General features: G+C 37.8%; 11 protein-coding genes. 4 read left to right on the top strand and 7 right to left on the bottom strand.

Features of this window, described 5'->3' with window-relative positions; genetic code table 11:
- Window positions 1–18 precede the first annotated feature (18 nt).
- The 7 genes from VIM94_RS00235 to VIM94_RS00265 form a co-directional block, all read right to left on the bottom strand.
- On the bottom strand, window positions 19–2,292 hold the full coding sequence (locus VIM94_RS00235) for a TonB-dependent receptor (RefSeq protein ID WP_332037280.1): 2,274 nt from the start codon (window positions 2,290–2,292) through the stop codon (window positions 19–21).
- Between the two features lie 46 nt (window positions 2,293–2,338).
- Window positions 2,339–2,653, bottom strand: a complete 315-nt coding sequence (locus VIM94_RS00240; protein WP_332037281.1) for a hypothetical protein — start codon at window positions 2,651–2,653, stop codon at window positions 2,339–2,341.
- 1 nt (window position 2,654) lies between these two features.
- On the bottom strand, window positions 2,655–2,960 hold the full coding sequence (locus VIM94_RS00245; RefSeq protein WP_332037282.1) for a DUF6787 family protein: 306 nt from the start codon (window positions 2,958–2,960) through the stop codon (window positions 2,655–2,657).
- A 46-nt stretch (window positions 2,961–3,006) separates the two neighbouring features.
- Window positions 3,007–3,432, bottom strand: a complete 426-nt coding sequence (locus tag VIM94_RS00250) for a DUF6146 family protein (RefSeq protein ID WP_332037283.1) — start codon at window positions 3,430–3,432, stop codon at window positions 3,007–3,009.
- 174 nt (window positions 3,433–3,606) lie between these two features.
- Window positions 3,607–4,560 carry a D-2-hydroxyacid dehydrogenase gene (locus VIM94_RS00255; RefSeq protein ID WP_332037284.1) on the bottom strand — a complete coding sequence of 318 codons (954 nt, stop codon included), beginning with the start codon at window positions 4,558–4,560 and terminating at the stop codon, window positions 3,607–3,609.
- 41 nt (window positions 4,561–4,601) lie between these two features.
- On the bottom strand, window positions 4,602–5,666 hold the full coding sequence (gene serC / locus VIM94_RS00260) for a 3-phosphoserine/phosphohydroxythreonine transaminase (protein ID WP_332037285.1): 1,065 nt from the start codon (window positions 5,664–5,666) through the stop codon (window positions 4,602–4,604).
- Window positions 5,667–5,724: 58 nt separating this feature from the next.
- On the bottom strand, window positions 5,725–6,783 hold the full coding sequence (locus VIM94_RS00265) for an acyl-CoA reductase (protein ID WP_332037291.1): 1,059 nt from the start codon (window positions 6,781–6,783) through the stop codon (window positions 5,725–5,727).
- Between the two features lie 145 nt (window positions 6,784–6,928).
- Between VIM94_RS00265 and VIM94_RS00270 the strand changes: the two genes are divergently transcribed.
- The 4 genes from VIM94_RS00270 to ychF all read left to right on the top strand — a co-directional run bounded on the left by VIM94_RS00270 (window position 6,929) and on the right by ychF (window position 13,031).
- Window positions 6,929–7,282 (top strand): 4Fe-4S dicluster domain-containing protein, encoded by a 354-nt coding sequence (locus VIM94_RS00270; RefSeq protein ID WP_332037286.1) that lies wholly within the window; start codon window positions 6,929–6,931, stop codon window positions 7,280–7,282.
- Between the two features lie 132 nt (window positions 7,283–7,414).
- The gene (locus VIM94_RS00275) at window positions 7,415–11,350 is read left to right on the top strand and encodes a PAS domain S-box protein (protein ID WP_332037287.1); all 3,936 of its coding nucleotides are present in this window, start codon (window positions 7,415–7,417) and stop codon (window positions 11,348–11,350) included.
- Window positions 11,351–11,410: 60 nt separating this feature from the next.
- Window positions 11,411–11,845, top strand: coding sequence for a response regulator (locus VIM94_RS00280; RefSeq protein WP_332037288.1), 435 nt, complete (start codon window positions 11,411–11,413; stop codon window positions 11,843–11,845).
- 91 nt (window positions 11,846–11,936) lie between these two features.
- Complete coding sequence (gene ychF / locus VIM94_RS00285) at window positions 11,937–13,031, top strand: redox-regulated ATPase YchF (RefSeq protein WP_332037289.1); 1,095 nt, start codon at window positions 11,937–11,939, stop codon at window positions 13,029–13,031.
- The last annotated feature ends 339 nt before the right edge of the window (window positions 13,032–13,370 follow it).

Below are 13,370 nucleotides of genomic sequence, written 5' to 3' on the forward strand. Positions count from 1 at the left end.
TATTTACTGGAGAAGTATTTATAGAAACCAGTTTAATGAAAATGAGATATTTCTTCCAATGTTCGCTATATTATCTGGTTTTAACCGGGATAAATGGGAGATATAGGTTTTGTTTAAAATATTATTCCCACTAATGGTAAATTGAAGGTCTGAGCCATTTAGATCGAAAGTACCTCCAAAACCTGCCCCTAATAGACTATAACCACCGGTACGGGTTTCAAATGTACTTACCCGGTTCTGGTTAAAGACATTTTTTAACCTAAGAAAGGCGTACTTTTTCTTTACTACTTCTCCTTCCAGTTCAATTCTAAATGTGTTGGTGAGTGAGTTTGCAGGTATTAAAGGCAGGTTTTCCCCATCTTCCAATTCTCCGTGAACCAATTCGAAACCGCTTTCCCAATGCAACCAGTCTAAAGGGTGCGGATGGATATGGGCTCCAATTTCAGTTCCGTACAAGCTGGCATTATTTTGTGTGTATTGAAATACCAGGTCATTATCAATAATCTCCCCTGTGGGGTTTAGATAGATATAATCTCTTACGTTGTTATGAAACATATTTACATAAGTTTCGAAATGTTCGTTTCTAAGTTCTACCGAAAGGTCTATTTGAAAGTTTTGCTCGTTGTCCAGCGTTGGATCACCCATTTCGTATCTGTTGGCGCCGTGGTGCGCTCCATCAGAAGTAAGTTCAGCCAGGTTGGGAGCTCTAAAACCACTTGCCAGATTTAACCTGGCATTAATGCTTTCAGAAATTTCATACTTTGCTCCAATTGCCCCGTTTATACTATTGAAATTACGATCTATTGCAGGTATAAACTCATCTTCGTGATCGTGGCCATATTCCTGGCTTTCCAGATTACGAAAATCATAACGTAATCCGCCTTGAAAATCCCACTTTTTGAGATGAAGGTGTGTAGTAGCAAAAATTCCAAAGTCGGTAGTTTCGGCTTCTGGAATCAGAATCTCTTCTCCTAAATTTGAATTTGTCTGGTACATCCCCTGAATGCCGACAATAGTTTCAAATTTACCAAATTTCGGGAAATTATATTTCAGATTATAATTGATTGTTTCCAGATGCATTTCCAGCGCAGGGTGTTCACCTTCGTGAACCTCCTCTTCCTCATGAATCTCTTCTTCATGATCCTCTTCCTCTTCCTCGTGACCGTGCTCGTCTTCAAATTCCCGCCTGTTGTTAAATTGATAGCCTAGCTTAAAATCAATGCTGGATTTTTTAAAATAGAATTTATTATCCAGGCTAAGTATGTGGTTGTCGATTTCCTGGAAAGGTAATAAAGGTTCCTTTTGGGTACTCTGGATCCCCATCTCTTCAGGTATCCCTATGTTAGAGCGGTTATAGTTGTAGCGCAGGTCTCCTTTATATTTCTGGTATTGGTAACCTATTCCCGCTTTAAAGTCTTTTTCGTTGAAACGGGTATTGGTAACTCTTTCTCCGTCTCCGGTTTCATAGTCACTATGTGCGGCATAACTTCCACGGGCAAGGAATTTAAATTTTTCACCTGAAGTTGCCGCCATGGCGCTTCCCTGATAACCTTGTGTGTTACTGAAATAATTTGCATCTATTTCAGCTTTGGTAGCTTTGGATGAAGCATAACGTTCGGGGTTTAGATAGAGAACACCTCCTATGGCATCACTTCCATAGAGCAGGGAAGCAGGGCCTTTAATTACTTCAACGCTCTGAATTCCCTTTGAGCTGATCCCGAGGCCGTGTTCATCTCCATATTGCTGGTTTTCCAGTCTGACACCTTGTGTATAAACCAAAACCCTGTTAGAACTCATACCTCTAATTACGGGTTTACCTATACCCAAACCGGTGGTAAGGCTTTCTACACCTTCAATCTGTGAGATTCCGTCTGTGAGGGTAATAGCTCCCTTCCTGTTTAATGTTGAAACGTTCTCCCGGGCAACCCGCATAACATTATCGCTTTGCAATTGATGAAATGGAGTTGAAATTATAACCTCTTCCATCTCTATTGCTGAAGGTTTCAGGCTAAGGTCAAAACTTCCGGAAGATGGGATACTTATCTCATCTGAAAAAGTGCTGAATCCCACCGAGGAAATTACAATTTTATGATTTCCGGCAGGAAGATTCTTGAACATAAACCTCCCATCTAAATCAGTTAATTCCCCCTTTTCAAGGCCGGGAAAATAAACGGTGGCGCCAATAACAGGTTCACCGCTAACAAGATTTGTTACAGTGCCCTGTAAATTATTTTGTGCATATATATAAGGATACACTGCTAAAAGCAGCAAAAATAAAATTTTGAGTTTCATAAGATATTTTTAAAATGATTCTGATTACTAACTTGTCTTAGATAAATCAGGCAAGGGGAGGACCACGCAGCTCAAAAGGGAGCTTTATATAATCACTTAAAAACTGGTAATAATCGGGTAAGGCCTGTTTTTCAAAAATGGGTACTTCAGGACTGAATTCAAAAAATATAATGCTTAAGGCTGAGTTCTTCTGAAACTGATGTAATTCACAATCCAGGTTTTTAACATGAAAGTGTTCTTCAGCGTAATCATCACATATCTCATGTCCGTGCCCACTAAAAATATGAGCAAAGTTTACTGCGGTTGGTATCAAAATAATAACAGCCGTAGAAAAAAGAAATATTTGTTTTATAAAATTCAATTTAATCCTGAAAAATTTTCGCAAAGCCTATCCGGCTAAGCATTTTCTTTTCGAACGCCCAGAAAAACTCGAATTGACCAAACAGCCACCCAAAACTTACGAGTAAGACCTGGTAAATTGGGAATATGAGCAATATTCTAACACCCCAATAAATAATCCAGGGGGTTGTTTCTGATGATAAACCTATAAAATCGGTGACAGGACCGGCTAGTTTCGTAGCACTTGACCCTGTAATGGCAAATACAATAAAAATGATTAGAATTTGCCAATTGGAATTAATTCCCCAACGCTTTTTTAATTTATTCATGCGGCAAATATATTAAAAGCATTATTACTATTAAACTCAACAAAAACTAAATACGCGTGGGTACCGAAAAGCTTTGGTTATACTGCCTGCTGAAATACACGAAATAGTTGTACAGGAGGTAATTCACTTCATAACCGTAATCAATACTGCTATCGTAATTAATTTCCTGAATATAGAGATTTGGGTTATAGCGCTGCGGATTCATTACCCGCTGGTTATATTCCTGTACCAGAAAACGGTTTTTATTCTCAAGGTAATTCTGGGAATAATAGCCTTCCGGTTTGGCAATACTATTAATAAAAAGATTAAAGCCGGGCTCTATAATAATGATCTCATACTCCAGGCTATCATTGGCTATGCGAACAGTATCATTTTCGGCATTTGCAATTCTGTCTGATCTAAGATTACGGTTCTGGCTACCACAACTGTAGATCATTAAGCCTAAAATGAATATGTAAAAAAAGTTTTTCATCGTAAAAGTTTTTTTCTCCAATCTTACTTGCAGAAGTCGAAATACTTGCTTTTTAAATTAGAGGTTCTCCTGGTAAACTGAAATAGATACACAGAAAAAAGTTTTAAATGAACTTTAAACTTAAAGATAATTTTTGGCTATTTACGTTAAAGCTTTATTATAAATTCAGAAAGGCTAAGGTTTGTACCTGTTAATTATTTCATTTGCTAATTCCTGGCCAATTCTTTCCTGTGCTTCAATAGTAGCGGCACCAATATGTGGGCTTAGGGAAACTTTTTCATTCATAAGCAGTTTTATGGCGGGTTTGGGTTCATCCTGAAAGGTGTCGAGACCTGCAAATGCTACTTTATCTGTTTCAATAGCCTCAAGTAGGGCGGCTTCATCTATTACTCCACCACGTGCGGTGTTAATTATCCCAACTCCCTGCTTCATGGATGCAAATTCTTTTTTTCCAATAATGGGTTTTTCCTGAGCCGGAACATGGAGACTAATAAAATCTGAATGTTTAATAATCTCCTCGACAGGTTCAGTTTTAATAGGAATCTTTATGCTTTGATGGTTGTAAAATTCCAGTTCTATAGTTGCTTCTCCTACTTCCTGGTCACTGGCAATAACTTTCATGCCAACCCCGAGTGCAAGTTTAGCTACCTCTCGTCCAATTCTTCCAAAACCGATTATTCCCAGGGTTTTTCCTCTTAATTCATAACCCCCGGCATAAGACCTCTTGAGTTCAGAAAACATTGTATCTCCTTCAAGTGGCATATTCCGGTTTGAGTTATAGAGCTGCCTCACTCCACTAAATAAATGAGCGAAAGTAAGCTCTGCTACCGACGCCGCTGAAGCTCCCGGCGTATTGAAAACGTGTAAACCTTTAGACCTGGCATACTCCACGTCTATATTATCCATTCCAACACCACCCCGGCCAATGAATTTAATATTGGGGCAAGCATCTATTAGCGGTTTTCTGATTTTAGTATTGCTGCGAACCAGAACACCTTCAATGTTATTTTCCTTGATATAATTCTCTAGTTGGTCCTGAGCTACCTTTACAGTGATTAGATCAAAGCCTGCTTCTTTAAGAGCAGTAGCTCCGCTTAGCGAAATGCCATCGTTGGCCAATATTTTCATATTTATTATTTTAGTATAATTTAATTTTCAAGTATAGAAGATCAGGCTTTTCTCTCAAGTTCCTTCATTGTCTCCACCAGGATGTTCACGCTAGAGGTTGGAAGAGCATTATAAATTGATGCCCTGTAACCCCCAACACTTCGATGCCCGTTTAATCCATTTATTCCCTCTGCTTTCCATAACTTATCAAAACGATCTTTCAGGTTCTCATCTGTAAGGTTAAAAGTAACATTCATATTAGAGCGGGCTTCTTTTTCGGCATAGCCTTTAAAGAGTTCATTTCTGTCAATTTCAGAATAAAGCAAGGCTGCTTTTTTATTGTTGAGTTCTTCCATAGGCTTAATCCCACCTTTTTTGTCTAGCCAACGCATGGTCAATAAGGATACGTATACAGCATACACAGCCGGGGTATTAAACATACTGTCTTTTGCGATATGTGTTTTATAATTAAGCATGGAAGGAATTTCACGGGAAACTTTACCCAAAATATCTTCTTTAATAACCACTAAAGTAGTTCCTGCAGGTCCCATATTTTTTTGAGCTCCGGCATATATCATATCGAATTTAGAGAAATCCATTTCCCTGGAGAAGATATCGCTGCTCATATCACATACCGAAGGAATTTCAACTGATGGAAATTCTTTTATCTGGGTTCCAAAAATGGTATTGTTGCTGGTGCAATGGAAATAATCTGCATCTGCGGGCACCTTGTATTGTTTTGGGATATAATTGAAATTTTTGTCTTTAGAGGAAGCCACCTCGACAACTTCTCCAAAGTACTTTGCTTCTTTAATCGCTTTAGTAGCCCAGGTACCAGTGTTAAGATACGCAGCTTTCTTTTCCAGCAAATTATATGCAGTCATTAAAAATTGCATACTGGCTCCTCCTTGAAGAAAAAGGGCTTTGTAGCCTTTGTTCTCAAGCCCGAGAAGTTTTAATGAGAGGCTTCTGGCTTCTTCCATTACCGATACGAAATCGGGACTACGATGTGAAATTTCTAAAATAGAAAGACCTGAGTTGTTGAAGTCCAAAATGGCCTGAGAAGCTTCCTGAAAAACTTCCTGCGGTAAAATACAGGGACCTGCACTGAAGTTGTGTTTTTTCATTACTAAAATATATCAATTAGTTTTTAAATCATCTTACTAAGATAAGAATTCCTTATAATTATATTTTCAGCAGAAATTCCATCGTATCCACATTATCGGCATAGTCCCAGAGCTGTGGTTTCTGGGTGTGACCAAACTTCACCTCATTATCGTCAGGATCTTTTTTAACGATGCACTGCAATTTTTCGCTTTCATTTTTTAAGTGTTCCCCTAGGGCCTCAGGATTTTCATAAGTTTCATAAAACAAAGTAGCAATGGGGGAACTATAACCGGAATCTTCTTTGAGTATGAGAAAACCGTTTTCCAGGAGTTTGAATTCACTCATTAGGTAAACGGCCTTGTTATAATCGTAATTATTAGCATATTTTGCCTGGTTGATGATAGGATTCCATTTATATATCGCTTTGAAAAAATCATCAAAATTATAACTTTCAGGAACATAAAGTTTAGAGACATTCCTGCAACCGAGACCATAATATCTGAAAATATCTTCGCCTAAAGCTTCCAGGTCTTCAGGGGTTTCTTTCCCTGTTAAGATGGCAACCGAGTTTCTGTTTTTACGGATTATGCTTGGTACTTTAGAAAAATAATATTCAAAATACCGGGCGGTGTTATTGCTTCCAGTTGCGATTACAGCATCAAAATCTTCAAGTTTGTTATCGGTGAATCGTATTCGGTCTTTATATTCAGGGTCTAAACGGGTAAGAAACCGTGCTATCACCGGCATAAGCTGTTTATCATTACCGGAAAGCTTGGCCACAACTTTATGACCTGCAAGCAACACCGAAATGAAATCATGAAAACCCACCAGAGGGATATTTCCTGCCATTACAATTCCAAGGGTTTTGGGTTCGATCTTAGAGAGATCATAACGATCTAACCATTGGTCTAAGCTTTCCCTGGTAAGAGCTTCACTCCATTGTTGCAAAGAAAATATAACATTTTCACGAGTGAACCACCCGTTATAATGAATTGCGGCATCAATTTTCTCGTTGAGTTCATTATAGATATCCCAATAATCATCTTTGATCACTGGCTTTTTATGAGGATTAAGTTCATAATTTGCCAGGAAATCACCAAGTTTGATAAAGTGTTCTTTGCGGTCTTCGATAGTCATTGCCATATTTGGTTATGAGAGCGATTGGTTTTAAATTTGTAGCGGCGAAATTAAAACTTCAGCCTGCAAACTCCTAAGATTCCTTGAAAAATAAGGAGAGGTTTCATTTTTAATTAAAACCTTAAATTTACTAATAAAAGAAGCTATGGCAATTATTATCACAGATGAATGTATAAACTGCGGGGCCTGCGAACCAGAATGCCCTAATACTGCAATATATGAAGGTGCCGATGACTGGCGTTATGCCGACGGTACCGACCTTGATGGCGATGTAGTCCTTCCAGATGGAAAACAGGTTAATGCTGAAGAAGCCCAGGAACCTATTAGCGATGAGATATATTACATCGTTCCGGATAAGTGCACCGAATGCCAGGGCTTTCATGAGGAGCCTCAATGTGCTGCCGTATGTCCGGTGGATTGCTGTGTCCCCGATGAAGACCACATCGAGACAGAAGAAGAATTATTGACAAAACAAAAATTTATGCATAACGATGCCTAAAACAGGCTGAGGATAATAAATTATCAACCCGGTTCTTTTTGAACCGGGTTTTTTTTGTTTTGTCAAAGCCTTATTTAATTTAACACTCTGTTTAGATTTTTTTATATTTACGAGCATCCCAATAAAAAAAATATGCTCTCCAATGATATCTTTAAGAAGCTATTCAATTTATATCCTTCCCCTTGTTTAGTTTTAGAAGTTGAATCTTCACACTTTAAAATAATCGAAGTTAACAAGCTTTATCTTGATGCCACAGAATTTTCGAGGGAGGATTTGATTGGCAAAGGTTTACTGGAGGTTTTTAAAAGTAAAGGCGGCCGGGAAGAGGAATTCAACCAATTTATGCGAAGCTCTTTTGAAAAGACAATTAATTCGGGGGAGCCTCATGAGATGGAGAGATTGTGTTACGATTTCTTAAGTAAAAAGACGGCGAAGTGGGAAAAACGTTACTGTGAAAACACGAATATACCTGTGGTCTTTGATGATAAGGTAAAATATATTCTTCATTGTGTAAAGGAAGTCACTGAAGAAGAAACTTTGCAAAAAAGGGAGCAAACCGCAATTGAAACCCTGGAAGAGAACCAAAAATTTTTAAGGGAAACCCAGGAAGTTGCTAAAATAGGAAGTTGGGACCTCGACCTTGTGAATAATAAGCTGCGGTGGAACAAAATGATTAAAGAGATTCATGAGGTGGCATCCGATTATATTCCACTTCTGGATGAAGCTATTGATTTTTATAAGAACCAGGAAGATAAGAATATAATTTCCCAGGCTGTAAACAGGGCTATAGAGCAGGCTGAACCTTTTGACCTGGAATTGGAGATAGTCACAGCCAAAGGAAATGAAAAGTGGGTTCGGGCTACAGGGCGACCAGAGTTTGTGGATGGGGTTTGTACCCGGGTATATGGTGCAACTCAGGATATTACTGAGCGGAAAATAACTGAACAACGTCTTGAAAATATTAATAATAATATTCCTGGAGTTGTTTTTAGATATAAGTTATTTCCAGATGGTAGTGATGAATTAATGTATATAAGTAAAGGCTCAGAAAAACTTTGGGGAATTTCTGCCGAAGAGGCAGCCAGGGATAATAATTTAATATGGAGTTTATATCATCAGGAAGATTTGGAAGATCATTTAAAAAGTATTCAGCTTTCAGCTAAAAATCTTACTGAATGGCGTCATGAATGGCGTATAAACCATCCCGATGGTACATTACGATGGAATAGAGGAATTGGAACTCCTAAAAAGTTAAGGGATGGTAGTATAATCTGGGATTCTGTAATTCTTGATATTACAATGGAAAAAGAGGAACAACATTCTAAAGCAGAAGCCGAAAAAGCCCTTGAAGAAAATCGGCTGCGTCTCAATAGAATAATGGACCAATCTTTGGATGCCATTACTATAATTGATAAAAATGGTCGGTTTGTAAAAACCAGTTCTGCCGCTTCTAGGTTGTGGGGGTATTCTACCAGTGAATTAGAGGGGATGCCTTTTATGGATCTTGTTTTATCAGAAGATAAAGAGAGAACTAAGGCTGCAAGGGAAGTAATTATGGCAGGAAAACCCATGACCAATTTTGAAAATAACTATGTAGCAAAATCGGGGAAGGTTATACCTTTAACCTGGGCGGTGAGCTGGGATGAGAGTGAGGAGTTAATATATGCTATTGCTCGTGACAATCGTGAGAGAAAAGAAGCTGAAAAGCAATTAAAGCTCAGCGAACGGCGATTTAAAGGCCTGGTCCAGGAGGGTGGCGATCTCATTGCAATATTAGATCAAAATCAAAATTACCTCTATACCAGCCCAAACTCGGTAAATGTTTTGGGCTATACTTCTGAATATTTCCATGCTAAAAACGCCTGGAACTTTATTCATCCTGAAGACCTGGAGCGGCTTCAGAAGAGTTATGAAAGACTGGAAAGTGAAAAAAGATTCAATATACCTCCTTTTAGGTTTAAGCATAAAAATGGAGGTTGGAGGTGGCTTGAAACTACTGTTACCAATTTGATAAATGATCCTGCAGTTCGAGGAATTGCTGTTAATTCCAGGGATATTACCGAGAAAAAATACTTTCAAGATTTGGAACATCTTGAGAAACAGGTAATGGAAATGAGTTTTAAAAAGAAGTTTGTTCTTGACGAAATTCTGGAATATTATCTTGAGAATTTAGTGCAAATCCAGGAAGGAATCCGGATTGGCCTCTGGAAACTCGAAAACTTTAAAGTGGTAAATTGGGTTGTTCCTGGCCTTCCTGAAGAATTGATTGCGGAATTAAAAAGAAGTGCTTTTAATTCTGATTTTATTCAAAAAATGATCCAGGAAAAATCCCTGGTTGAAATCAATAAATGGCCTGAGAATTCTAAATTATCTCGATTGATGAAAACTCATAATATTTCATCGGTGTCCAGATACCCGGTACTTTCTTCCTCAGGAAAATTACTTGGCGTATTTTCAGTATATGCTGAAAAGAGAAATAAAGACCAGGCAATTTTTGGTAATACCATAGATAGAACAATTGGTTTGCTTCAGTTAATTATAGAGTTCAAACAAAAAGAAAATGATCTAACAAGCAGTAATCAGCGCTATGAATATGTAAATAAAGCCACAAAAGATGCGATTTACGACTGGGATATCGTAAATAATAATATAGAATGGGGGGAAGGCTTCACAAAATTATTTGGTTATAACAGGACCAATAATGATTTTCCTGTAGAAAAATGGAGTGAAAAAGTACACCCCGAAGACCTGGAGGAAACCCATGACAGTCTGGATGCTCATCTTTCCGATCAGAAGAAGAAAAAGTGGAGTAAAAAATACCGATTTAAAAATAAAAAGGGAGAATACATTCATATAATTGAGAATGGCTATATTTTAAGGGATAATAAAGGCTTCGCCTATAGAATGATAGGAGTTTTACGTGATGTTACTGATCTCTATGAGTATGAAAAGGAGTTGTTTATGAGTAACAAACGCTTTAAATATCTTACTCAGGCTACTTCTGATGCGATCTGGGATTGGAATTTAGAGAAAGATGAAGTTTATTGGGGAGAAGGTTTTGAAACTTTATTCGGGTATAAACTCTCTGGGCTTACTAAAGATATTAATGTATGGTTTGACAATATACATCCTGAGGATTTAGACGTGACCAAAAACAGCTTTGAGAAAGCTATTACCGGTAGCGAACGAAAATGGGAAGCAGAATATCGCTTTGCTACAAAAGAAGGAGAACATAAATATGTCTATGATAGAGGTTATATTGTAAGAGATCAAGCTGGTAAGGCAATTAGGGCAGTTGGTGCCATGCAGGATATTTCAAAAACCAAAGAATATGAAAGTTCTTTAAAATCCCTTAACGATGATTTAAAAAAACACACTAAAGAACTTGAGATTTCAAATGCAGAATTGGAGCAATTCGCTTATGTAGCCTCACATGACCTTCAGGAGCCGTTGAGAATGGTTACCAGTTTTTTAACGCAGTTGGAAAAGAAATATTCACAGCAACTGGATGAAAAGGCTCACACTTATATTCATTTTGCGGTAGATGGCGCTAAACGCATGCGGAGTATTATTCTTGATCTTTTGGAGTTTTCCCGTGTTGGACGGACTGAGGATAAACAGGAAATAATTCCTGTTAACGAAATAATTTCTGAAGTAAAAATCCTTTATCAGAAAGAAATTGAGGATACAGGTGCCGAAATTTTTTCAGAGGAACTTCCTATAATTATGGCTCCTAAAAGTCCTTTACGACAGGTTTTTCAAAACCTTATTAGTAATGCCATTAAATACCGCAAAGATTCAGTGGCTCCCAGAATTGAAATAGGAGTAGAGGAAACCAGTAATTTTTTCATTTTTAGTGTGCAGGATAATGGAATTGGCATAGATCCGGAATATTTTGACAAGATATTTATTATTTTCCAACGTTTACATCAGAGACAAACCTATGCCGGTACCGGAATGGGTTTAGCTGTCACGAAAAAGATTATTGAAAACCTGGGAGGTAAAATTTGGTTAGAGTCTGAGAAAGGGAAAGGCACCAAATTTTATTTCAGTATTGTTAAACATTAAAGTATAAAAGTTTTTTTACTATATTCTCAAAGTGTATTTATTATTTAACATGAACACCTTATGAAATTTATTCACATTTTACTTGTTGAAGATAATGAAGGAGATATCTTACTGACTACTGAAGCCTTAGAGGAAGGAGGAATGATGAGCAAATTAAGCGTTGCAAGGGACGGTCAGGAAGCCTTGGATTTTCTCAATAAAAAAGGAGAATTTAGAAATTCTGAATTACCAGATCTTATTCTTCTGGATATTAATTTACCAAGAAAAAATGGTCACGAAGTATTGAAATATGTAAAAACTCATCCTGTTTTCAGAAGCATTCCGGTTATAATGTTAACCACATCTTCCTCCCAAAAGGATATAGACGAATCTTATAAAAATTATGCTAATTGCTATATCACAAAACCTATTGAGTTAAGCGATTTTATAGATGCAATAGGGCAAATTGAAGATTTCTGGATCAATCTCGTAAAATTGCCAAAAATTGACGGCTAAAAGAAATCCTGAGAATAATCAAGGGAGCAATAATATATCGTTCTTAATCCTTACATTTGCAGCCGCAAAAACTCAGCTTAAAATTTAATTTATGAAAGCCGGAATCGTAGGATTACCAAACGTAGGAAAATCTACCCTTTTTAATTGTTTATCAAATGCCAAGGCGCAAAGTGCAAACTTTCCGTTTTGTACTATTGAACCTAATATAGGGGTGGTAAACGTACCCGATACGAGACTGGAAAAACTGGAAAGCCTTGTTAACCCGGAGAGAGTGGTGCCCGCCACCGTTGAGATAGTTGATATCGCCGGCCTTGTAAAAGGAGCCAGTAAAGGTGAGGGACTAGGAAATCAGTTTTTGGGAAATATTCGCGAAACCGATGCTATTCTTCACGTTTTGCGATGTTTTGAAAATGATAATATTGTTCACGTCGATGGTTCTATAGATCCAATTAGGGATAAAGAAACCATAGATATGGAACTTCAGCTTAAAGATCTTGAAACCGTTGAGAAGAAACTGGAAAAGGTGAAGCGTGCCGCCAGAACAGGAAATAAAGAAGCACAGAAAGAGGATGCAGCTTTAAATAAGGTTAAGAAAGGTCTGGAAGCTGGTAAATCGGTTCGGGCCATTAATCTCACCGATGATGAACGCAAGGAATTTATTAGACCTCTGCAGTTAATTACCGATAAACCGGTTATGTACGTTTGTAACGTAGATGAAGGTGCGGCAGTTTCAGGAAATGAACAGGTTGATAGGGTAAAAGAAGCTGTAAAAGAAGAAAATGCTGAGGTTCTCGTGCTTGCAGTAGGAACAGAAGCAGATATTACCGAACTTGATGATTATGAAGAACGCCAGATGTTTCTTCAGGATATTGGCCTGGAAGAACCCGGTTCGGCTAAGTTAATTCGAGGAGCCTATCAATTGCTTAATCTTGAAACTTATTTTACCGCAGGAGTGAAAGAGGTGAGAGCCTGGACTTTCCCAAAAGGAGCTACTGCCCCACAAGCCGCAGGAGTGATCCATACCGATTTTGAAAAAGGCTTTATCAGGGCTGAGGTTATCGCTTATGAAGATTTTGTACATTACGGAAGCGAAGCAAAAGTGAAAGAAGCAGGAAAAATGCGGGTAGAAGGAAAGGACTATATCGTGAAAGACGGCGATGTCATGCATTTCCGTTTCAACGTCTAAGAGGTGTTATTATAAATTATCCCTGTACTGCCTTTTATAAAAAAGGCCGGGAATTGTTGCTTCGATTTTTGATTTGAAGAAGCTTCGGAAAAACGCTGTGTTTTTTTATTTATACCTCCAAAGAAATTTATAGAAGGATATTTAGGGAGAAAAATCTTTTAACATTGTTCCTAAAACTTTGTTAATTACTTTGTGCCACAAGGGTTTCAACTTTTTAAGGTATATCTTATATTAGCCACAAACTCCAATTCTACTTATGAGTGAGGAAACCAGATATACCGAAGATAATATACGGTCGTTAGACTGGAAAGAACACATCAGGATGCGTCCCGGGATGTA

Source organism: Salegentibacter sp. (assembly GCF_036568425.1).
In the GTDB taxonomy this organism is placed as follows: Bacteria; Bacteroidota; Bacteroidia; order Flavobacteriales; family Flavobacteriaceae; genus Salegentibacter.